The organism is bacterium, from assembly GCA_004299235.1.
GTDB lineage: Bacteria > Chloroflexota > Dormibacteria > Dormibacterales > Dormibacteraceae > SCQL01.
This window is the reverse complement of sequence record SCQL01000016.1, coordinates 1-22,314: the sequence shown is the minus strand read 5'-3', so window position 1 is coordinate 22,314 and position 22,314 is coordinate 1. Positions and strand designations below refer to the sequence as shown.

The window sequence follows — 22,314 nt, the reverse complement described above, 5'->3', positions numbered from 1 at the left end:
GGCGGATAGGGACCGAACTGTCTCACGACGTTCTAAACCCAGCTCGCGTACCGCTTTAATGGGCGAACAGCCCAACCCTTGGGACCGACTCCAGCCCCAGGATGCGACGAGCCGACATCGCACGTTCTCCGCCGTTTCCGGCAGCGCAGACTATATCTTCACCCTGCTCGACCAAGAGCGAGGGGTCGGCGTGTTGTGGCAGTCATTTATTTGCCTTCAGGCACGAACTGCCACCGTGGCGATTGGCCACAGTCGTTACGGGGTCATTTCGCGGAAGCGATTGGTCACGTTTGGTCGCGCTTCCGACAGACTTCCCACGGTATCGCCCACCGTGTCGCATCGTGCTCAATGCACCATGCCGGCGGTTTAGGGGTTCACCGTTATAAGCCGATACTTCTGACGGTATCTCTACCGTCTCACCCCAAATTGAGGTGCCAAACCGGGCCGTCGATGTGAACTCTTGGGCCCGATAAGCCTGTTATCCCCGGGGTAACTTTTATCCGTTGAGCGACGGCCGTTCCACACCGAGCCGTCGGATCACTATGCCCGACTTTCGTCCCTGTTCGACTTGTAAGTCTCACAGTCAAGCTCCCTTATGCCATTGCACTCTGCGCCTGATTTCCGCCCAGGCTGAGGGAACCTTTGGGCGCCTCCGTTACTTTTTGGGAGGCGACCGCCCCAGTCAAACTACCCACCAGGCACTGTCCGGAACCCCGATCAGGGGCACCGTTAGAACTAAAGTTCAACGAGGCTGGTATTCCACTGTTGGCTCCACCCGGGCTGACGCCCGAGCTTCACAGCCTCCCAGCTATCCTCTACACGCTAAACCCCAATCCAATGCCAAGATGTAGTAAAGCTCCACGGGGTCTTTCCGTCCTGCCGCGGGTAACCTGTATCTTCACAGGTATTGCAGTTTCGCCGAGTATCTGTCCGAGACAGCGCCCAACTCGTTACGCCATTCGTGCGGGTCGGAACTTGCCCGACAAGGAATTTCGCTACCTTAGGACCGTTATAGTTACGGCCGCCGTTTACCGGGGCTTCAGTTCAAGCCTTGCAGCTCTCTCCTTAACCTTCCGGCACCGGGCAGGCGTCAGCCCCTATACGTCCCCTTACGGGTTCGCAGAGACCTGTGTTTTTAGTAAACAGTCGGTTGGGCCTCTTAGTTGCAACCCTCAACGGCTTCGGAGGTCAACTCCTACACCGCCAAGGGCACCCCTTCTCCCGAAGTTACGGGGTTATTTTGCCGAGTTCCTTAGACAGATTTCTCTCGATCGCCTTGGAATCCTCTTCCCATCTACCAGCGTCGGTTTGCGGTACGGGCACCTGCGTTCTTCCTAGAGACTTTTCTCGGAAGCTTGGGATCAGCCACTACGCCTCCATCGCTGGAAGCTCCCCATCAGCTCTCAGGATTAACGCCCCGACGGATTTACCAATCAGGGCTCCCTACAACCTTGGCCGGACACATCCGATCGTCCGGTTGGCCTACCCTCCTTCGTCCTCCCATTGGTGTAACGAACGCGAGGTGGTACTGGAATGTGCGCCAGTTGTCCATCGCCTACGCCCTTCGGCCTCGGCTTAGGCCCGACTGACCCTGGGACGATTAACGTAGCCCAGGAAACCTAAGATTTACGGCGGGCCGGTTTCTCACCGACCTTTACGCTACTTGTGCCGGCATTCGCACTCGTGCAAGCTCCACACGGACTTACGTTCATGCTTCACTGCGTGCACGAAGCTCCTCTACCAATCGCAGCTTGCGCTGCGACTCCATGGCTTCGGTGGAAGACTTGAGACCCGATCATTTTCGGCGCCACTTCACTCGACCAGTGAGCTGTTACGCACTCTTTAAAGGGTGGCTGCTTCTAAGCCAACCTCCTGGTTGTTTGTGCGAAGCGACCTCCTTCGCCACTTAGTCTTCACTTTGGGACCTTAGCCGATGGTCTGGGTTGTTTCCCTCTTGACCGTGAAGCTTAGCCCCCACGGTCTCACTGCTGCTGTTTAACCTGCCGCTATTCGGAGTTTGGTTGGGTTTGGTAACGGGGGAACCGCCCCTAGCCCATTCAGTGCTCTACCTGCGACAGCCCACAACAACGCTGCCCCTAAAGGCATTTCGAGGAGAACCAGCTATCTCTTGGTTCGATTGGCATTTCACCTCTACCCACAGTTCATCCGCTCAGTTTGCAACCTAAGTCGGTTCGGACCTCCACGGAGTTTTACCTCCGCTTCATCCTGACCATGGGTAGGTCACCAAGTTTCGGGTCTACTGCCTACGACTACAGCCCCTTGCGGGGTCATGCCCTATTCGGACTCGCTTTCGCTACGGCTCCGGGTGTAACCCCCTTAGCCTCGCCACAGACAGTAACTCGCCGGCTCATTCTACAAAAGGCACGCCATCAGCCTGTGCACTTCCCGAAGGTTGCGCACCTAGGCCTTTGACAGTTTGTAGGTCCAAGGTTTCAGGATTCTATTTCACTCCCCTCCCGGGGTGCTTTTCACCTTTCCCTCACGGTACTCTTCACTATCGGTCACCAAGAGTATTTAGCCTTACACAGTGGTCTGTGCGGATTCCCCCAGGATTCCGCGTGTCCCGGGGTACTCGGGTGTCGTTACGGAGGCCGGTCAGCTTTCGCCTACAGGGCTGTCACCTTCTGTGGCGCAGGTTTCCACCTGCTTCGGCTAACCGCCGGCTTTGTAACTCCGCTCGAACTCGGCAGAGCTCGACAAACGATCCCACGACACCGCGTGCGCAACGGCCGCCGCCTTGACACGCACACGGTTTAGGCTGCTCCCTTTTCGATCGCCTCTACTAAGGGAATATCTCTTCCACCGGGTACTAAGATGTTTCAGTTCCCCGGGTGCCCTCCACCTGGTCTATGTGTTCAACCAGGGGTGCTCGAGCATTACCTCGAGCGGGTTGCCCCATTCAGAAATCACCGGATCATCGTTCGCTTCCAACTCCCCGGTGCTTATCGCAGGTAGCCACGTCTTTCTTCGGCTCTTGGTGCCTAGGCATCCACCTCGGACCCTTACTAGCTTGTTCGACCTATAACCACTCTTCAGTCGCTGAAGAATCGTTTTTCAGTCACGTCAAATCAGAAAGAGGATCCAGTTTTGCTTTACGGCATTCTGGAGATCTCATTAGACCTATTCGGTTGTCAATGTGCTGGTGGAGATGAGCGGATTCGAACCGCTGACCCCCTGCTTGCAAAGCAGGTGCTCTCCCAGCTGAGCTACATCCCCTGGGGCACGGGAATCCCGTGCTATAACGGCGCCAGATTCGGCGCCTCCCTCCGCGTGCGGAGCACATACGTCTCCGCGGGAGGTTTTCAGACCTTGAGGCCTGAAGAGTGGGAAAGACAGGACTGAACCTTGAATCTGTTTGCTTGTGCACTCGAAACGAAAGAACGAGACGGATTCACACCGCGAACTGAGCCGCCTTCCATCATCTTGCGATGACGCTCGAACCGCGTTCGGGACCGTACTCTTCGCGCTGCGTTTGCCTTTGGGCATCCGATCGCTAGTCTTCGGGACCTAGTTGACGGTCGTTACTGCGAACTCTGACTTGACGAGCCTCCAATGCCCCGATGGGCTTTAAGGAGAGACTCCTTAAAGGAGGTGATCCAGCCACACCTTCCGGTACGGCTACCTTGTTACGACTTCACCCCCCTCACCGGGCACTCCTTCGGCGCCTCCGTCCCTTACGGGTTCGGCCAGCGACTTCGGGAGCACCAGACTCGGGTGATGTGACGGGCGGTGAGTGCAAGGCCCGGGAACGTATTCACCGCTGTGTGCTGACCAGCGGTTACTAGCAACTCCGGCTTCATGCAGGCGAGTTGCAGCCTGCAATCCGAACTGAGACCGGCTTTTAGGGATTGCCTTCACGTCGCCGTGTTGGAACCCGTTGTACCGGCCATTGTAGCGTGTGTGTAGCCCTGAACATAAAGGGCATGCGGACTTGACGTCATCCCCACCTTCCTCCGGGTTTCGCCCGGCAGTCTCCCTAGAACATTCAACTAAGGACAGGGGTTGCGCTCGTTGCGGGACTTAACCCAACACCTCACGGCACGAGCTGACGACAGCCATGCACCACCTGCACAGAGGTCCCTTGCGGGAAGCGCTCACTTTCATGAGCGTTTCCTCTGCATGTCAAGCCCAGGTAAGGTTCTTCGCGTTGCCTCGAATTAAACCACACGCTCCGCTGCTTGTGCGGGCCCCCGCCTATTCCTTTGAGTTTTAACCTTGCGGCCGTAGTCCCCAGGCGGCGAACTTAATGCGTTAGCTGCGGCACTGATCGGGTCAATCCGACCAACACCTAGTTCGCAACGTTTAGGGCGTGGACTACCCGGGTATCTAATCCGGTTCGCTCCCCACGCTTTCGCGTCTCAGCGTCAGTTACAGGCCAGGAAGCCGCCTTCGCCACTGGTGTTCCTCCAGATATCTACGCATTTCACCGCTACACCTGGAATTCCGCTTCCCTCTCCTGTACTCGAGCCAGGCCAGTTTGCAATGCAGTTTTCCGGTTGAGCCGGAAGATTTCACATCACACTTAACCAGCCGCCTACACGCGCTTTACGCCCAGTGAATCTGGATAACGCTTGCCCCCTACGTATTACCGCGGCTGCTGGCACGTAGTTAGCCGGGGCTTTCTTGGAGGGTACCGTCGATGTCTTCCCCTCCGACAGTGGTTTACATCCCGAAAGACTTCATCCCACACGCGGCGTCGCTCCGTCAGGCTTTCGCCCATTGCGGAAGATTCCTCACTGCTGCCTCCCGTAGGAGTCGGGGCCGTGTCTCAGTCCCCGTGTGGCTGGCCGTCCTCTCAGACCAGCTACCCGTCATCGCCTCGGTAGGCCGTTACCCCACCGACTAGCTGATAGGCCGCGGGCCCATCCCATCGTGCATTGCTGCTTTGTTCACCGGCCATGCGGCCGGTGACGACATGCGGTATTAGCATCGGTTTCCCGGTGTTATCCCCCGCGATAGGAAAGGTTGCCCACGTGTTACTCACCCGTTCGCCGCTAGGAACCCATCTCCCTTGCGGGAAATGAGCCCTCGCTCGACTTGCATGTGTTATGCGCGCCGCCAGCGTTAACCCTGAGCCAGGATCAAACTCTCCGTCCAAAACGGAGGACCCAAGGCCTTCGCCCTGAGTCATAAGACTCTCAGAGTCTTTCCCACTCTTCAGTTGTCAAAGTGCTGGCCCCTCTCGACAGGTCGCCGCCCCGCAGGGCGCACGAATCCTTTCCGTCGGAGGAACCTGCGAATTCTACCTGGCGCCGGGGTCCCATTGCAAGCTCCGGCCGCCAAACTCCCGCCGGCTACTCTCCCGATCTGATTCCAAGCTCGTCCAGGTGAGCGAGCAGGTCGGCCGGATCGTCATAGACGCGGTAGGCGCCCGCCCCCTCCAGCTCCTCTCGGCCGTAGCCGCCGGACAGCACTCCGACGCCGAGCGCGGCGGCGCGCTGCGCCGCGAGGAGGTCCCAGATGCTGTCGCCGATCACGAAGCAGTCGTGCGGCGGCACACCCAGGCGCTCGGCGGCGGCCATGAAGAGGTCGGGATTGGGCTTGGCGTAGGCCACCTGGTCGCGGGTGATGACCGGGGTGCCGGCGGGAATTCCGAGCTTGGCCAGGGCTCCGGCCGCGGTCTTGCCGCTGCCGCTGGTGGCGATCGCCCAGGGCACTCGCATCGCCGACAACGTGGCCAGGAGGTCGCGGGCGCCGGGAAGCGGGTGGATCTGGTCCATGCGGCGGATGATGCCCTCCGTATGGGACCGGCCCAACCTCTCGGCCTGTTCTGCGGTCAGGCTGTGGCCGAGCTCCCGCACGAGGGCCCTGAGAAAGAGGCCTCCGCTCATGCCGATCCGGCGATGTATCCGCCACACCGACAGCTCCAGCCCCTCGACCGCCAACGCCTCGTGCCAGGCCAGGACATGCTGGTAGACGCTGTCGACCAGGGTGCCGTCGAGGTCGAAGAGCAGGGCGGGATGCGCGGACAGTTTGGGAGTCGACACTTCAGAAGGCGCGGCGGCCGGCCATCGCCCGGGCCAGGGTGAGCTCGTCCGCGTACTCGAGGTCGCCTCCGACCGGCAGGCCGTGGGCGGGGCGCGTCACCTTCATCCCCAGCGGCAGCAGGGCGCGCTGGAGGTACACGGCGGTCGCCTCACCCTCGATGTCGGCGTCGGTGGCGATGATCACCTCCGCGACGCCCTCGGTACGGGCGCGATCCAGCAGCTGCGGCACGTGGAGCTGTTCGGGCCCGATGCCGTCGATCGGCGAGATCACGCCATGGAGCACGAAGTACAGCCCATTGAACTCCGCCGTGCGCTCGACCGCCAGGACGTCGAGCGCGGACTCGACCACGCACAGCACCGACGCGTCCCGGCGCGCCGACGCGCAGATCGCGCACAGTCCGCCCTCGGCGATGTTGTAGCAGCGCTCGCAGTAACCGATGCGCGCCTTCACGTCCTGGATCGCCTTCGCCAGCGAGTCGGCCCGCTGGCGGTCCGACCGCAGGAGATGAAAGGCCAGCCGCTGCGCGGTCTTGGGCCCGATGCCCGGCAGTCGCGAGAGCTCCTGGATGAGCCGCTCGAGAGGCTCAGGCAGCTGCGGCAAGTCTCGGTTACATCAAACCGGGTGGAAGGCCCAACCCGGACGTAAGCGCCTGCATCTTCTCGGCCGCCAGCTGCTTGGACTTCTCCATCGCCTCGTTGACCGCCGCCACGACCAGGTCCTGCAGCATCTCCGTATCCGCGGCGGCCGCCGGATCGATGGTCACCGAAAGCAGCTTTTGGGTGCCGGTGGCGACCACCCGCACCGCCCCGCCGCCCGCGCTCGACTCGACCTCGTCGGTCTCGAGCTCGGACTGCAGCTTCGACATTTTGCCCTGCATCTGCTGCACCTGCCGCAGCATCTTCATCGGGTCCTTCACTCCGAGACCTCCTTGACTCGTGTCACGCGGCCGTCAAACCTACGCACGACCTCCCGCACGAAGGGGTCGTCTTCAGGGCTCGCGGGCGCTTTCGGGCCCGCCTTCGCCGGCTCAAGGCCGGCATCTCTCAACCGGTACTCGACCTTCACCTGGTCTCCCAACCAAGCCCGCACGTGCGGCGCCAGCTGCGCCGACTGCTCCTGCGCCTTCTTGTGATGAAACCCGTATCGAAACCACAGGATCAGATTCGACCCGGCGACCTCTGGTTGGGCGTCGAGGTAGGCGGCGCGCACCGTGCGGTTCAGCTTCTCGAGGACCCCGCTCCAGCCGGCGATGCTCCCGGTGTCCTGCGGTCCGGGGCTCACCGACACCGGGGGCGCTTCGGCGTCCCCACCCCCCGGCGTGGAGCTCACTACGGGTGGGGGCGCCTGGGCCTCCGCTCGCGGCTGCGCCGGCGGTCTTGGCGCCGGCGAGGTGGGGAGCTCGGCATCGCGGCTCGGAGTCGAGGTGACCGGCTGTTCGGTGGCGCCGAGCTCAACCGCCAGGCGCGCCAGCGTCGCCTCGACCAGGAGCCGTGGCTCGGCATGGCGCCGCACCTCACCGTCGAGATGAAGCAGCGCGTCGAGCACGCCCGACAGCCGCCGGGCCGTCGCCTGGTCACGCCTGGAGAGCGAGGCGACGAGCCGGTCGCGGCCGCCTTCCATCAGGCCCCGCACCACCTGCCTGAGCTCAGCGCCGGCCGAGTAGACGCGATTCAGCTCCGCCAGCGCCTCCGCCGCGCGCCCGGCGAGCACGTCGTCCAGCAGGGAATCCAGGAGGCGTGGATCGGCGATGCCGAGCAGCGAGCGAGCCGCCTCCAGGGTGATGGGCGAAGGCGGGACGCCGGGCGCGCGATCCGCGGCGCCCTCGAGGGGGGAGATTCCCCCGCTCGCGCCTGTCGCCAGGGGCACCAGCTGGTCGAGCAGACCGACGGCATCGCGCATCGAACCCTGGGCGGTACGTGCGATCAGCAGCATCGCTTCGGCATCGACCCGCACCCCTTCGGACTTGGCGATGTGCGTGAGGCGCCCGACGATCTGATCCTCGCCGTGGCGGCGGAAGACGAACTGCTGGCAACGCCCGATGACGGTGAGCGGGATCTTTTGCGCGTCGGTCGTGCACAGCACGAACACCACGTGCGCGGGCGGCTCCTCAAGCGTTTTCAGCAGCGCGTTGAAAGCGGGCTCGGTGAGCATGTGAGCCTCGTCGATGATGTAGACCTTGAACGGCCCGAGAGCCGGGGCGAGGTTCACCTTCTCGCGCAGGTCGCGGATCTCGTCGATGCCGCGGTTGGAGGCCGCGTCGATCTCGATCAGGTCGAGTGCCGAACCCGCCGTCATCTCGACGCACGACTGGCATTGGTTGCAAGGCTCGGCTGAATCCCGCGCGCGGCCGGTGCAGTTGAGCGCCTTCGCCAGCAGCCGGGCCGCGGACGTCTTGCCCGTCCCCCGGCTGCCGCTGAACAGGTACGCGTGCGCCACGCGCGAGCTGACGATCGCGCCCTGCAGCGCCCGCGAGGCGGCATCCTGGCCGACCAGGTCGGCGAAGGTCTGCGAGCGGTACTTGCGGTAGAGGCTCTGATATTCAGGCATGGCTTTGAGGGTGGCCGCGCACCCCCGCCTCGATCGAAGACCCCCAGCTCGCACCGCGGTTCACGGCTCCGGCCCGGATGGCTGCGGCACCCCCGGGTTGACTCCTTACCGCTGCTTCCTTCCGGACCTGACGGGGTTCGGAGACCCAAGCTGCGCAGGTCCCGACCTTCAACGCCGTTTGCCGCGGCCAGGCGTGAGAACCCTGACCTCAGCGCGGGAATTCGGTCCGGCTAAGGCGGATTGCCGGTGCAGGGTACCGCCAGCACCCCACTTAGCGCGACCACGAGCAATGTTACAGGGGGCCGAGCGAGACGACCGCGCCCAGCCCGACCTCAACCCGGCTCGGGGGCGGCGACCGGCCGCCGCGAAGCCCACGCCAGGTGCGCGAACGTCGCCGCGGTGGAGATCGAGATGACCACCTCGCCGGCGGACACCAGCCCGCTGGAGTCCTGGTCCAGGCCCCGGAAAAGACTGATGCCGCCCAGCAGGATGAGGATGAGCGTGGTCGAGACCTGCCCGGTCAGCGTGTGACGCAGCTCAGGCTGCCGGCCCAGGGCGATCAGCACGCCGCCGGCCAGCACCGGCACCAGGTACCGCGTGACGACCACCAGGGCGAGCCACGGCGGAAACGCCCCACCGGCGGCCAGGCCGAGCGCCACCGCGCCCATGAACACGCCGTCGACGACCGGGTCCAGCGCCCCACCAAGCGAGGACGGACGGGCGAGCCGCCGCGCGATCGTGCCGTCGACCAGGTCGCTTAGGCCGGCGATCGCCACCACCACCGCGATCAGCCCGAGCCGCCCGGGCGCCAGCGAGTAGGCCAGCGCCGGCGCGGCCAGATGCGCCCGCGTCAGCGAAATCTGGTTGGCCGCACCCGGGATGAACGATCCGACCAGGGCCACGGCGACGAACCAGGCGACCAGCAGCCAGGCCGGCCCTGGCGGACCGGCGCCGAACACCCAGGCCAGGCCCAGCGCCAGATGGAAGATGCCGCCGGCAATCCCGGCCCGGTTGAGCCGCACGGCGCATAGCCTAGTGAGGCGTGGGCGAAGGGCTCGGTCCCGGCGATGGGCTCGGTCCCGGCGATGGGCTTGGCGGCGGGCTGGGCGACGGCAGCGCATATGGCGCCTGGCCCGGGTGTGGGTTGGCACCGCATGGGTAGTTCGGCTCGCCGGCGCCCTTGAGAAAGATCTCGTTGTAGCCGCCGCTGGCGATCGTGCCGCCGTCGTAGGCGCAGACCTGCCGCGTGACGACGCCGGGTGGCTGCACCCACATGGCGGGCCACGGGTGGGACGAGTAGTACTCCTCCAGGAACGGCTTCCAGACCGAGACCCCCACGTTCTCCCCGAAGAGGACCGACGTGGGGCAGAGCCAGCCCGAGGGCTGGAAGTTGGTCGCGAGATACGCGTAGCCGGAGTCGCAGGTGGGGCCGGCGTCGATGTGCATCAGCGACGCGGCGACCGCCAGGTCGGGGGTGTAGCCGATGAAGATCGAGCCGGTGTAGGCCTCGGTCGTCCCCGATTTGCCCGCGGCCGGCCGACGGCCCAGGTCGCCCAGGTAGAGCTTGACCGGGCCTCGGAGGAGATCGGTCATGAGGTATCCCAGGTCGGGGCTGATCACCTGCACGCGACCCGCGGCCGGATCGAATGCCTCCAGCACCTTGCCGCTGGGATCGGTGACTTTCAGCACGGGGTGCCCGCTGATCCGATATCCGCCGTTGTCGAACGCCGAGTAGGCGGCGAGATGCTCCTCCATGGAGATCGGGTCGTGGCCCAGCGTGGTGGCCACGCCGGCGGGGTTTTCGATGGCGGCGGTGATGCCGAGGTTGTGCATGAAAGAGACCACGCGATCGCCGCCCTCCTGGCCGTACGTCCACAGCGCAGGCAGGTTGCGCGATTCCGCCAGAGCCTTGCGGAGCGTTATCCAGCCCTCGTGCTTGGCGTCCCAGTCATTGAAGGTGTGGCCGCCGATGACGCCGCTCTCATCGTTCAGCGGGGTCGCGGGCGTCACCAATCCCGCCTGCAGCGCGGCCGCGTAGGTGTAGGCCTTGAACGAGGAGCCGATGCCGCGCCACCCGAGCGGATCGACCCCCGTGAGGTTGATCTGCCCGCGGATGGTGGCGTTGTTGTAGTCCGCGCTGCCGACCATGGCGAGGATCTCCCCGTCGCTGGGATTCATGACCAGCATGGCGCCGGTGTTCACGCCGCGACGGGCGTACGCGTGCACTCCCGCCTTGACCCACTTGTCGGCATTCGCCTGCGTGCCGAGGTCCAGCGTCGTCGTTACCGTGAGGCCCCCGTCGTATAGCGCCCGCTGGCCGTACCGCTGGGCGATGTACTGCTCCACGTAGTCGGCGAAGTGCGCGGTCAGCGGGTTGCGCTGCGCGGGCAGCGCCTTGTGGGCCGCGAGCATCTTCGCGATCAGGTCGCTGCGATAGGCCGCGTCGGCCGCCGAGGCGCTCAGGTCGCCCACCGACACCATCCCCTCCAGCACCGCATGCCACCGCCACTTGGCGGCCTGGAGCTGGTCGGGCGTGCCGAAGGGGTCGTAGTCGGCCGGCGCCTGGGGCAGGCCGGCGAGAAAGCTCGCCTGGGCCCAGCTCAGGTCGCTGGCATGGACCTGGAAATAGGTCTCTGCGGCCGCTTCGGCGCCGTACGCCCCGTTCCCGTAAGGAATGCTGTTGAGGTAGAGCTCGAGGATCTGCTGCTTCGAATACCGGCGCTCCATCTCCTCCGCGAGCAGCAGCTCGTGGAACTTGCGGCTGATGGTCCGGCTCTGTGACTCCTGGGTGTCGAGGACGTCGTTCTTGACCACCTGTTCGGTGATCGTCGAGCCGCCCAATGTCGCGGAGTGATGAGTGAGGTCGTAGAAGACGGCGATCATCAACCGCCGGTAATCGACGCCGCTGTTGGCGTAGAAGGTGCGGTCCTCGGTGGCGATCGTGGCCCGCTGGAGCTTGACGCTGATCTTGCTCAGCGGGACGACCGTGCGGTTCTCGTGGTACAGCGCCTCGATCAGGTTGCCGTTGCGGTCGAGGATGCGGGTCGTCTGCGTCAGCTTGGCCGTCTGCAGGGCGTCGATGGACGGCAGGTCGCCGGCGAAGTAGTCGACCGCGGCGATGGTCCCGGCGGTGCCGAGGATGCCGATCGCGGAGAGGGCGATGACCGCGATCAGCGCCAGGCGCGTGAGCCAACCGCGATTGGAGCGTTTGCCGGTGCGGCGCGGCCGCTCTCGTGTTCGAGTGCGGCGCTTCGGGCGAGACGCCAATGCCGGGCGGGACCTCCAGAGCTTTTTCTGCGACGTGAACGACGATCGCTGAAAGGCAGTCTACCGAGCCGAGCGAGCGCAGGCCGCGAACTCCCTGCGCCACCTGCCGTCCCGGCTAGCGCAGCCCCAACGCCTCGGCGCCCTGGTCCGCCAGGCTCAGGATCGGGCTCCCGAGCATCCCGTAGGCCGTGATGACGACGCCAAGCGCCACGGCGCCGAGGGCCGAGGAGCGCGTCCAGGCCCCGGGCGCCGCGCCGGATCCGCGTCGCGCCTCCTCGATCGGGCTCTGGAGATAGATGACCCGCAAGGTGCCGACGGCCGCGACCAGGCTCATGACCGAGCCGAGCAGGCCGAGCGCCAGCAGGGCGAAATGGCCGCCCTGGGCGAGCGACGCGGCGACCGCGAACTCGCCGAAGAAGCCCGCCAGCGGTGGCGCGCCGGCCAGCGAGAGCATCGCCAGCGCAAGTCCGACCGCCCGCGCCGGCCGCAGGGTACCGAGGCCGGCGATCCCGGCCTCCCCCCCCTCCGCCCGGCCCATGACCACCGGCCCGCAGGTTGCCGCCACCGCGAACGCTCCGAGCAGGAACAGCGAGGCACCCAGCCCGGCGCGGTAGTGGGTGGCGAGGCCTGCCGCGACCCAACCGATCTGGCCCGCCGCCAGGTACGCGAGCCGCGCCCGCGGCGCCCGGACGGCCAGGGCCGCCGCCCCCCCGCCCACCATCGCGACCGCCGCGACCACCTGGAGATAGGGCGAAAACACGGCCGGGACGGGGTTGAGGGCGGCCGCGAGCTTGATCGCGACGATCGCCGCCGCGGTGGCGACCAGGCCGAGCACCAATCCCGCCCCGAGCGGTGATGCGCCGAGGCCGGCCCGCAGGCCGGCGAGCTGGAATGGGGCCAGCGTGGCGCGGATCGCCAGGCCGCCGAGAAGGAGCAGCACCGGGATGGCCAGGGGCAACGTCGGCGCGGCGTTGACGAGCACCTCCCGCATCCGCCCGAGGTCGGCGGTCCCCGCGGTCGCGTAGATGAAGGCGAGCCCGATCAGAACCAAAGCGCTCGCCACGCCGCCCACGAGCAGCAGCCGGAGCGCCAGGTCGGGCCGGCGCAGCGAGACCATGACGACGCCGGCCGCAGCCGCCAGCTCGAGCCCCGCCCACAGCGCGACGAAGTCACCCGCCGACGCGGCCACCATGACCCCGAAAGCCGCCAGCAGCGGCATGGCAAGGCTGATCGAAAGCGAATCCTCGGCGCCCCAATCCGCCGCCGCGAGCGCCACAGCGACGGTGAGCAGGACCGCCGCCTTGGCGAAGAGGGCGAAACGATCCTGGATGAGCGCGCCGCCGAAATAGGTGCTCAGCGTCGCGCCGGCCCAGAGCTCGACGGCGAGAGCCCCCAGCGCCACGGCGGCCGCACCCGCGGGCAGGTAACGGCGCGAGGACCGCGACAGCCGGCCCAGGCGGCCCCCGAGCAGCAGGAGCACAGCGCCGGCCACGACCAGCGCCTCGGGGACGAGGACCAGGTTCTTCATGGTGTGGCCCCGGTGTAAGGCGACGCGATCTCGGTGAGGCCGGCGCTCATCACGTTGACCAGGCCCGGGTCGAAGAGCGGGGTGTCGGTGCCAGGCAGCTTGGGGCCGCCCGGGAACAACCCGACCCACAGCAGCCCACCCGCCAGAAGCCCCAAGTACCAGGTCTCACCCAGCGATGCGTCGGACACCCCGGGGGTGTCGGGAACGGGCGAGCCGAACAGCACCCGGCGCAGGAGAACCGCCAGCGCGACGGCTCCCACCGCCAGGCCGGCGGCGACGGCGAAGGCACCCACCGGCTGCGTTTTGAAGGCGCCGAAAAACGTCATGAGCTCCGCCGGGAAGCTCGCGAGCAGGGGCACGCCCAGCACGCCGAGCGACGCGAGGACCAGAAGCCAGGCGAGCTTCGGCATCCGCGCCGCCAGTCCACCGAGGACCAGGAGATTTCGCGACTGGGCGCGATCCGCCACGGTCGCGCACGCCCCCACGATCAGCGCCGCGGCCAGCCCGCCCGAGAACAACGAGAGCACGCCTCCGGCAATGCTCAGCGGGGACAGGGCGGCGAGCGCGAGGACGGTGATCCCTCCGGGGATCAACGCCAGGTGGGCGGCGGCATGCCTGATGTCGTTCGATCGGAGCGCGGCGATTCCCGCATAACCGACGGTCAGGGCGGCGAGGACGGCGAGCAGGGGAGACAGCAGGTGGGCGGCGTCGTGCTCGGCGGTGACCAGGGTGCGCAGCAGGAGGTAGCCGCCAAGTCGGGAGGCGCTTCCGGCAACGACGACCGCCACTCCGACCGGAGCCTCGGCATAGGCATCGCGAATCCATCCGTGGAGGGGAAACAGCGGGAGACGGGTCGCTGCGGCGACGAGCAGGAGGACGCCGGCCGCCAGCTGCACACGCGGGTTGATCGTCGCCTTGAGCAGCACGTCCATGTCGAAGCTGGTGCCGCCGGCGGCGGCGTACAGCGTCATCGTCGCCAGCACGAGCGCGCCGGTCCCAAGTCCCCAGTAGGCCAGCAGCCTCCAGGCGGCGCCCTGCCGGCGCGTTCCGCCCCAACCGAGGATCAGGATCGCGACGGGAACGGCAGCGGCGCTCCAGAAGAGCACGAGCACGAACATGTCCCTGGCGACGATCGCGCCGTTGATGGCCCCCTGTGTGAGCAGCAGCAGGCAGAAATAGGCACGCACCCGCTCGCGCACCCCGAGTGACGCGAGCACAGAGGCGATGCCGATGAGCCCTGACAGGATGAGCATCGTCATCCCGGGCCCATCCACGCCGAGGTGATAGGTGGCGCCGACGGCCGTGAGCCATGGGACCTTCTCCTCGTACTGCATGTTGGGCAGGAAGGTTTCGAACTGGCTGTAGGCGATGAACAGGACGAAGACCAGGCCGAAGTTGGTGAAGAACGCGATCTGCTTCATCAACACGTCGAAGCGGCCGCGCGGGTTGGGCATGGCGGCGATGGCCACGGCGACGGCGACGGGGACCCAAATCGACAGGCTCAGGAGGAGCGATGACGAAAAGATGCCGGCGCCCGGGACGGTCACGGGCGCGGGCGAAGGGTTGGCGGCGGCGATGCTCAGCAGCATCATCTGAATACACCCGGCGCCACCAGGCCCACACCGAGCGCGAGCAGCACCGCGAGCAGGATCAAAAGCGGCAGGGCCGGCGCTCGCCCGGCGGCGACGGCAAGCCGTCCCGACGCAGTCGCGGCGCCTCCGACACGGCCGTCACCGGCCGCGATCAAGTCGCCGGTGCGGCGTGCGATGCCGGCCGCCGGAGCGACCAGGAAGCGCTCGACCGCCGCCGACCCGCTCGACGCGAGCTGGCCCAGCCAGGCGCCGGAGACGGCCGAGGCGCGCAACGCGCCGTCCTTGTGGCGCCCGTAGGCGAAGGTCGCGGCCGCAAATCCGACGACCGCCGGCGCGATCCACAACCCATAGGCGCCCGGGGATGGCGCGAAATGCTTGCCCCCGTCGAGGAATGCCAGCCAGCCGCCGAGCAGCGACGCGATGACGAGCAGCGCCCCCGACAGAGCGAGCCAGTACGGCCATCCGAGTGAGCCGGCCGGAGCCTCGCGCACGCGGTCGGGGTCGAATGCCCGCCGCCGCCGGAGCGGTCCGATGGCCATCGCGAGGAAGACGCGCAGCGAGCCGACGGAGATCAGCAAAACCGCCTCACCGAGAGCGATGCCGAGCTTGGAGCGCGAGCTCACGGCAAAAGCGAGCGCGCCCGATGCGCTCAGCGCCAGGACCGTTCCCGCGACCAGCATCGCGCCCGCGCTCGCGCGCATGCGGCGCCACGCGTCGCCCATCTCGGCGAGATCGTCGGTCCGCATGGCGCCGGCCACGGCCGAGGCGGCGAGCGGCCCGGCCGTCCGTGCCGGCGCGGCCGCGAGCACACATGCGATGCCGGCGACGGCAAACGTGAAGTGGGGGTTCTCGAATCCGTGGATGACCACGGCCGCGCCGACAGCGGCGACGCCGGAGCCCAGCAGGCCGATGATGCGTCGCGGCTCGTTGCCGAACAGCGCCAGCAGCGGCGCGATGACGGCGGCCGCTCCGCACCCGTAAAGGCAGGCCTGCAGGGTCTGCGCATTGGACGCGACGAAGATCGGCATGACCCGGTAGAGGACGACGATCGCGAGCACCGACCAGACCGCTTGCGCGACGGCCGATGCCGCTGGCGGCGCCGTCACGGCGGTCTGCGTCACCCACCCGTGAAGCGGCCACAGGGCCAGGCGGCCGGCAATGCCGACGAAGAGGAGCAGCGCCGCGACGACCAGCGACCGCACCGTCCAACCGGGGTTGGTGTGCAGGATCGGGAGCAGTGTGGTCAGGTTCTGCACCCCGTATCGGGCGTAGAGCCAGGCGACACCGCACAGAAGCGACAGGTCGGTGACGAAGGGCAGCGCCAGCGCCACCCGAGCTCTGCGGGCCGGCTCATCGGCGCCCCAGCGGTGCGCGAGGAGCAGGTAGGTCACGGCTCCGGCGACACCCCAGAACGCCAGCAGCTCGGCCAGGTCCCAGCTCACGAGGACGCCGGCGCAGCCGAACAGCAGCCCGCTGATGAGCGCGTGGAAGCGCGCCGCCCCCGGCTCGGAGCGCCCCATCACCTGGTGCCATGCCAGAGCGCCGATGACGCAGATCTCGACGACGAGCAGCGCCACCACCGTGACGTGGTCGACACGAAGGACGACGTCGATCCCGAAACCCTGGAAATTGACCGGGCCGTTGAAGGCCACCGGCAGGTTGATGTACCTATAGGTGGCCAGGAACGGCGCCGTCTTCCTGGCCAGGCCCCAGCCGACGAGGAGCGTCGCCAGCAGGGCCACGACCGCCCCGAGCATCGCCAGGTTGGCCGACGAACGGCGGGTCCGCACGCTCGACAGCGCGAGCGCGAAAGCCGCGAGCGGGGCGATGAGCATGAGCGGCACCGCCCACGGCAGGGTGGTCGCCGGGTCGAACGTGAAGCCCCCATGTCGAGAGGCCGAAGCCGCGCCGGAGGCTGCCGTCAGGATGTCGCCCGCGGCGACCAGGAGGCTCAGCGAGAAGTCTCCCGACCGGCGATTCCCAGGCCGAGCGCCACCACCGCCAGCGCGGCCAGCGCCAGCACGGTGGCGACCTCCTGGCCCAGAAGCTCAGGACCCTGGGCGGACCCGAATCGCGAGACGCCGGCGAAGGCCACGCCCGCCCCGCCGAACATCAACGGCAGCCCGCCAAGGGCCGCGGTCAGGTCTTTTTTCCAGGCGGCGACGAAAGCGCCGGCCGCCACCAGGGCCGCGGCCACGAACAGCACCGACACCAGGCCGGCGCTCATCGACCCCGCTCCTGGGCGCGCCACGCGGCGGCCGCTCCGACCAGGGCCACGAGAATCAGGGCCGCCACCGCCTCCGTCGCCATGGCGTCGTGGGCGAACAAGAGCCTCCCCAGCGAGGCGCTGCCGATGGCGCCTCCATAAAAAGGCGCGTGGACGAAATCGCCGCGAAAGGCGGCGTACGCGAGGATGGCGAAGAGACCCGCGGCCGCGACGGCGCCGACCTGCCGCCACGCGCCGGCAACCGTGGACTCGACGGCCCGGTAGCCGGCGCCGGCCAGGAGCAGGGCGCAGCCGGCGTAGCACAGCAAAGCCACGATCCCGGCGAAACCGGCCGACAGGGACGCGTAGATGCCCGCAATGCCCAGCCCGGCGACCCCAATCGCCAGGCCGCGTGCCGTGCGCGTGGGTAGGAACGCGACGGCGAGCCCGCCACCCACCGACAGCGCGGCGGACACGTAGAAGCCAATCGCGTGGAGGGGGTCCATCGGCACTCCGTGGTTGCTACGAGTGGTCTTTACCGGCTACTCGACGAGGCCGCCGGTTCCAAGCCGCCAAGCATACAGGAGCCCGGAGCCGGCAATGGCGAGCAGCGCGATCGCGGAGACGACGCCACCGGGAGTTGGATTCGAAGTCGTCGCGCCGGCGGCGTAGGCGGCCAGCATGAGCGCAACCGCCGATCCCAGGCCCGCGGACGCGACGCGCAGCGGGTCCCACTGCCTCCACGCGCGCCCACGCATCGCCGCCATTCTATTCGACCGCATCACCCGGCCCTGCTCAAGCCAGCGACTGCACCCACGCGCGGTGCAGGGAGCCGTAACGGCCGGTGCGCTGTCGCAGGTCGGCCGGCGCTCCGTCCTCGACGACCCGGCCGGCATCGACGACCAGAACCCGGTCGGCGATCTCGACCGTGGACAGGCGGTGGGCGATGATGATCGCGGTGCGGCCGCGCAGCAGCGTCCGCAGGGCATGCTGCACCAGGCGTTCCGACGGCAGGTCGAGTGAGGACGTCGCCTCGTCGAGGATGAGCACTCGCGGGTCGGCCAGGAACGCGCGTGCGAAGGCGACAAGCTGCCGCTGGCCCGACGAGAGGCGCACGCCGCGACGCCTCACGTCGGTGTCGTAGCCATCGGGCATCGCGCTGATGAATTCGTGAGCGCCGATCGCGCGGGCGGCGGTGACCATCTCGTCACGGGTCGCGGTCGGCCTGCCGAACAACAGGTTGTCGCCGACGGTGCCCGAGAACAAAAAGCTCTCCTGGGTGACGACGACGATCGCGCGACGCAACTCCTCGACGGCGAGCGAGCGAAGGTCGACGCCGTCGAGCGTCAGCCGCCCGACGGTCGGGTCGTAGAAGCGCGCAATGAGGCGCGCCATCGTGGTCTTGCCCGCCCCCGTCTCCCCCACCAGCGCGGCGATCTGACCGGCGGGGATCCGCAGGTCGATGTCGTGCAGCACGGCCTTGTCGCGGTAGGCGAAGGTGACGCCTTCGAACGCGACGGCGCCCGCGACGTCGCTCAGGCGCACCGCTGTCGCGGGCTCGGGCACGGTCGGCGCCTCTTCGATGACTCCCGCGAGCTTCTCCAGCGCCGCTCCCGCCGCCTGGAAGATGTTGTAGAACTGCGACAGGTCCTGCATCGGCTCGAAGAACTGGCGCAGGTAAAGGACGAACGCCGTCAGCACGCCCAGCGTCAGCTCGCCCTGGACGACGAGGTAGCCGCCGAACAGCAGCACCGAGGCGGTCGTGAGCCGGCCCAGCAGCGTGATGCCGGGGCCGAAGGTTGAAGCCAGACGGTTGGACCAGATGTTGGCGTCTCGGTACCGGCCGTTGACGTCTTCGAAGATCTCCTGGTTGCGCGGCTCGCGCCGGAACGCGTGCACGGCCCTGATCCCGCCAAGCGACTCCACGTAGTGGACGATCACGAGCACGATCGCGCGGCGCACGGCTCGGTAGGAGCGCGCCGAGTTGTTGCGAAACCAGTACGTGAGCCCGAGCACGAGCGGCATGACGACGAGCGTGACCAGGCCGAGGCGCGTGTCGAGACGCACCAGGATCACCGTGATCGCGACCACGGAGATGAGGGACGTGATGACGGAGGTGAGGCCGGTCGCGAGCAGCTCGTTGAGGGCGTCGATGTCGGAGGTCAGCCGCGAGATGATGCGACCCGACGTGTAGCGCTCGTAGAAGGAGAGCGAGAGCTCCTGCACGTGCGCGAAGAGCGTCTTGCGAAGGTCCAGCAACACGTCCGCGCCGATGCGGCCGGACAGCCGGAGGAAGGCGTAGTTGGCGGCCGCATTGATCAGCAGGGCGAGCAGGAGGGCGGCAACGATCAGGACCAGGGTCGTCAGGTTGCCGCTGCGGCCGGGCCGGATCCCCCTGTCGATGCCGAGACCCACCAGGTAGGGAAGAGCGAGGTAGGCGGCGGACCGGACCAGGATGAGCAGGCCCGCGAGCGCGAGCTCCCAGCGGTACGGTCGCGCCAGCCTCGCCAGCAACCGGCGGCTGCGCATGCGCAGCAGGCCGGCGACGCTCGCCGAGAACTCATCCACGTCCTCGGCGGCGACGCCGCGCCAGCGATCGGCCGGAGCCGGGGCGCTCAAGCCGACGCCTCCTTGGCGCTCGCCTCGTACTCCTGCGAGAGCAATGCGCGATAGAGCTCGTTGGAGCTCATCAGCTCGCTGTGGGTGCCCGCGGCGGCGACGGTACCCCCGTCGACGAGCGCCACCCGGTCGGCGAGCGCAAGCGTGGACGGCCGGTGCACGACCAAAAGCCCGGTCACGCCCTGGAGGACGCGGGCGAGCGATTCCTCGATCAGCGCCTCGGTGTGGACGTCGACCGACGACAGCGGATCGTCCAGCACGAGCACCGCTGGCGCTCCGAGAACCGCTCGCGCCAGGGCCAGCCGCTGGCGCTGCCCGCCCGACAGCGTGTAGCCCTGCTCGCCGACGCGAGTCTCCAGGCCCCAAGGCAGGTCCCAAACAAACCCCGCCTGCGCGACCTCGATGGCCCGCTTCAGCTCCTCGTCGGACACCACCGGCCTGCCCATGACCAGGTTCTCGTGGACGGACGCGGAGAACAGGATCGGATCTTCGAAAGCGACACCGATATGTGATCGCAGCGAGCGCAAGCGCAGGTCGCGGACGTCGATACCATCCAGCAGCACCTGCCCTTCCGCGACGTCGTACAGACGAGGCAGCAGATAGGCCAGGGTGGTCTTGCCGCTCCCTGTGCGCCCCACGATGCCGACGGTCTCGCCTGGCTCGACAACCAGGTTGAGGCCGCGCAGGATCCACTCGTCCGACTTGGGATACCTGAAGCCGACGCCTCGAAATTCGAGGTGGCCCCGGCAGCGCTCCAGGGTTCGGGCCCCGGCGCGGTCGGCGATCTGCGGACGCGAGTCGAGCACCTCGCTCAGGCGCTCGGAGGCCGTCTGGCATTCCTCGCTCATCGAAAGCACCCAGCCGATGGCGTCCATCGGCCAGGTGAGCATGAACACGTAGTTCATGAACGCGACCAGGCCGCCGATGGTGAGGGTGCCCTGCACCACGTTGAGGCCGCCGAGCAGCAGCACCGCGACGAGCGACAGGTTGGGGAGCAGGTTGATCTGGGTCCACAGCCGGGAGCGCGCCTCGATGCCTGTCAGGCTGGTCGCGCGCAGCAGACGGGCCTGGTCCTCGAACCGCTGCTGCATCAGCGGCATGCGGCCGAAGGCCTTGATGATCCGAACGCCTGTGGCCATCTCCTCGATGACCGTCGTGAGGTCACCCTGCTGGTCCTGCAGCCGGCGTGCGATGACCTTGTACCGGTCGTGGAACCTGTGGCTGAAGAAGGCGATGGGCAGCATGCAGAGAACCACGACCAGCGCCAGCTCCCAATCCAGCGCCAGCATCAGCACCAAGACGACGGCAAACGTGACGAAGGTCTGGAGAAACCAGATCAGGCCAAAGCTGACGAAGCGGCGGACGGTGGCGATGTCGGAGATCGCCCGCGACAGCAGCTGCCCCGATTGCCAGTTGTCGTGGAACGCCACCTGCAGGTCCTGGAGGTGGGCGTAGAAGTCGTTGCGGAGGTCGGTCTCCATCCGCAGGGAGGCCACGCCCGAGTAGTTGCGGCGCAGGAAGATGAAGGCGAATTCAAGAAGGCCGATCAGCACCAGCACTGCCGCCATCGGCTGCAGCCGGCCAAGTTGGTGGTCGGCGATCGGCCCGTCGATGATGTACTGGATCACCTTCGGAATCGACGCGGCCGCCGCCAGGCTGCCGACCTGTGACAGCCCGAAGACGACCACGAGCCCCATGTGAGGTCGCAGGTACGGGAAGTAGCGCCTGAGCGCCAGCAGACCCAAGCGATTTCCTTTGCGCGGTTTTTGGGCGCGTCAAATCACGGGATGGCGGGAACCACCGAGTTTACGCCGCGTTTCGCCGGTTCGGTTACCCGGCCAGGTCTCGCATCGAGACGATCCCGACGACCTCGCCGTTGACGACCACCGGCAGGTGGCGGAACCCATGGTCGAGCATCGTCCTGAGCGCCTCGTCGACGTCCACGTTCGGATCCACCGTCTTCGGATCACGGGTCATCCACGACGAAACCTCGTGGTTCGGGGCGTCGTGCGACTGGGAGATCGCACGCACCGTGTCGCGCTCGGTGAAGATGCCGACGAGCCGGGTCCCCTCCATCACGAGGGTCGAGCCGATGCGATTCTGGGCCATCATCGACACCGCCTCGCCCACCGTCGTCGAGGGGCTGACCCTGTGCAGCTCGGTCGTCATGACCTCGCGAACCGTGGCCATGCTCAGATACTAGTGCACCGACCCGGAAATACCTTGCGGGTTGCGGCGCCCCTGCGGGGCGGTGCAATTTCGGCGGCGCCGAAACTCATCCCCCACAGCGGCCCATCTGCGTCGTTGTCGGCTCCGCTCCTGGCTCACGCACCGCAAGTGCACTCGCTCCGGTGCTCGCCGACGCCTAGCATCTGGACCACTCTGGTGGCGATCCCACAACGTATTTCCGGGACAGCGCACTAGGCTGAACGGCTCACAAGATCTGTAGACACCTGGGGACTTCCCAGATGTAGAAGCGGCGGCCCATCCTGTGGGTGCTTGACGCCCATGAGGAGGTGCCGCCGTGACTAATGATGATCTGCTCT

At 67.0% G+C, this 22,314-nt stretch carries 15 protein-coding genes, 1 tRNA gene, 2 rRNA genes and 1 other RNA gene; all 19 read right to left on the bottom strand.

Going from position 1 to position 22,314, the window contains the following annotated elements:
• Positions 1 to 3,037 (bottom strand): 23S ribosomal RNA (locus tag EPN29_04290); the annotation flags it as partial.
• A gap of 124 nt (positions 3,038 to 3,161) precedes the next feature.
• A tRNA-Ala gene (locus tag EPN29_04285) sits at positions 3,162 to 3,237 on the bottom strand.
• 366 nt (positions 3,238 to 3,603) lie between these two features.
• Positions 3,604 to 5,115, bottom strand: a 16S ribosomal RNA gene (locus EPN29_04280).
• 200 nt (positions 5,116 to 5,315) lie between these two features.
• A complete protein-coding gene (locus EPN29_04275) occupies positions 5,316 to 6,008 on the bottom strand; it encodes an HAD family hydrolase (protein TAN34103.1) in 693 nt (230 codons plus the stop codon).
• A gap of 1 nt (position 6,009) precedes the next feature.
• Positions 6,010 to 6,609 (bottom strand): recombination protein RecR, encoded by a 600-nt coding sequence (gene recR, locus EPN29_04270; protein ID TAN34102.1) that lies wholly within the window; start codon positions 6,607 to 6,609, stop codon positions 6,010 to 6,012.
• Positions 6,610 to 6,616: 7 nt separating this feature from the next.
• Complete coding sequence (locus tag EPN29_04265; GenBank protein TAN34106.1) at positions 6,617 to 6,907, bottom strand: YbaB/EbfC family nucleoid-associated protein; 291 nt, start codon at positions 6,905 to 6,907, stop codon at positions 6,617 to 6,619.
• 14 nt (positions 6,908 to 6,921) lie between these two features.
• Complete coding sequence (gene dnaX, locus EPN29_04260; protein TAN34101.1) at positions 6,922 to 8,556, bottom strand: DNA polymerase III subunit gamma/tau; 1,635 nt, start codon at positions 8,554 to 8,556, stop codon at positions 6,922 to 6,924.
• A 14-nt stretch (positions 8,557 to 8,570) separates the two neighbouring features.
• Positions 8,571 to 8,836, bottom strand: an RNA gene (gene ffs, locus EPN29_04255) — signal recognition particle sRNA large type.
• A gap of 52 nt (positions 8,837 to 8,888) precedes the next feature.
• Positions 8,889 to 9,677 carry a CDP-alcohol phosphatidyltransferase family protein gene (locus tag EPN29_04250; protein TAN34100.1) on the bottom strand — a complete coding sequence of 263 codons (789 nt, stop codon included), beginning with the start codon at positions 9,675 to 9,677 and terminating at the stop codon, positions 8,889 to 8,891.
• Entirely contained in the window at positions 9,589 to 11,823 is a 2,235-nt protein-coding gene (locus EPN29_04245; protein ID TAN34099.1) for a penicillin-binding protein, read from the bottom strand. Before EPN29_04245 ends, EPN29_04250 begins: the two co-directional genes overlap by 89 nt.
• A gap of 115 nt (positions 11,824 to 11,938) precedes the next feature.
• Positions 11,939 to 13,351 (bottom strand): hypothetical protein, encoded by a 1,413-nt coding sequence (locus EPN29_04240; GenBank protein TAN34098.1) that lies wholly within the window; start codon positions 13,349 to 13,351, stop codon positions 11,939 to 11,941.
• Positions 13,348 to 14,943 (bottom strand): NADH-quinone oxidoreductase subunit M, encoded by a 1,596-nt coding sequence (locus EPN29_04235; GenBank protein TAN34097.1) that lies wholly within the window; start codon positions 14,941 to 14,943, stop codon positions 13,348 to 13,350. The genes EPN29_04240 and EPN29_04235 overlap by 4 nt, the downstream gene beginning before the upstream one ends.
• Entirely contained in the window at positions 14,940 to 16,787 is a 1,848-nt protein-coding gene (locus EPN29_04230) for a hypothetical protein (GenBank protein TAN34096.1), read from the bottom strand. Before EPN29_04230 ends, EPN29_04235 begins: the two co-directional genes overlap by 4 nt.
• A gap of 107 nt (positions 16,788 to 16,894) precedes the next feature.
• Positions 16,895 to 17,170 (bottom strand): hypothetical protein, encoded by a 276-nt coding sequence (locus EPN29_04225; protein ID TAN34095.1) that lies wholly within the window; start codon positions 17,168 to 17,170, stop codon positions 16,895 to 16,897.
• Entirely contained in the window at positions 17,167 to 17,661 is a 495-nt protein-coding gene (locus EPN29_04220; protein TAN34094.1) for a hypothetical protein, read from the bottom strand. Before EPN29_04220 ends, EPN29_04225 begins: the two co-directional genes overlap by 4 nt.
• A 30-nt stretch (positions 17,662 to 17,691) precedes the next feature.
• The gene (locus EPN29_04215) at positions 17,692 to 17,907 is read right to left on the bottom strand and encodes a hypothetical protein (protein TAN34093.1); all 216 of its coding nucleotides are present in this window, start codon (positions 17,905 to 17,907) and stop codon (positions 17,692 to 17,694) included.
• Positions 17,908 to 17,944: 37 nt separating this feature from the next.
• Positions 17,945 to 19,678 carry an ABC transporter ATP-binding protein gene (locus tag EPN29_04210; GenBank protein ID TAN34105.1) on the bottom strand — a complete coding sequence of 578 codons (1,734 nt, stop codon included), beginning with the start codon at positions 19,676 to 19,678 and terminating at the stop codon, positions 17,945 to 17,947.
• Between the two features lie 86 nt (positions 19,679 to 19,764).
• On the bottom strand, positions 19,765 to 21,465 hold the full coding sequence (locus tag EPN29_04205; GenBank protein ID TAN34104.1) for an ABC transporter ATP-binding protein: 1,701 nt from the start codon (positions 21,463 to 21,465) through the stop codon (positions 19,765 to 19,767).
• 133 nt (positions 21,466 to 21,598) lie between these two features.
• On the bottom strand, positions 21,599 to 21,958 hold the full coding sequence (locus EPN29_04200; GenBank protein ID TAN34092.1) for a CBS domain-containing protein: 360 nt from the start codon (positions 21,956 to 21,958) through the stop codon (positions 21,599 to 21,601).
• Between the last annotated feature and the right edge of the window lie 356 nt (positions 21,959 to 22,314).

Coding starts and splice junctions, on each gene's coding strand:
- EPN29_04265 (TAN34106.1), bottom strand. CDS start 6,907: ATGCTGCGGCAGGTGCAGCAGATGCAGGGCAAAATGTCGAAGCTGCAG.
- EPN29_04210 (TAN34105.1), bottom strand. CDS start 19,678: ATGCGCAGCCGCCGGTTGCTGGCGAGGCTGGCGCGACCGTACCGCTGG.
- EPN29_04205 (TAN34104.1), bottom strand. CDS start 21,465: ATGGGGCTCGTGGTCGTCTTCGGGCTGTCACAGGTCGGCAGCCTGGCG.
- EPN29_04225 (TAN34095.1), bottom strand. CDS start 17,170: ATGAGCGCCGGCCTGGTGTCGGTGCTGTTCGTGGCCGCGGCCCTGGTG.
- dnaX (TAN34101.1), bottom strand. CDS start 8,556: ATGCCTGAATATCAGAGCCTCTACCGCAAGTACCGCTCGCAGACCTTC.
- EPN29_04235 (TAN34097.1), bottom strand. CDS start 14,943: ATGATGCTGCTGAGCATCGCCGCCGCCAACCCTTCGCCCGCGCCCGTG.
- EPN29_04215 (TAN34093.1), bottom strand. CDS start 17,907: ATGCGTGGGCGCGCGTGGAGGCAGTGGGACCCGCTGCGCGTCGCGTCC.
- EPN29_04250 (TAN34100.1), bottom strand. CDS start 9,677: ATGCGCTGCCGTCGCCCAGCCCGCCGCCAAGCCCATCGCCGGGACCGA.
- EPN29_04200 (TAN34092.1), bottom strand. CDS start 21,958: ATGGCCACGGTTCGCGAGGTCATGACGACCGAGCTGCACAGGGTCAGC.
- EPN29_04240 (TAN34098.1), bottom strand. CDS start 13,351: ATGAAGAACCTGGTCCTCGTCCCCGAGGCGCTGGTCGTGGCCGGCGCT.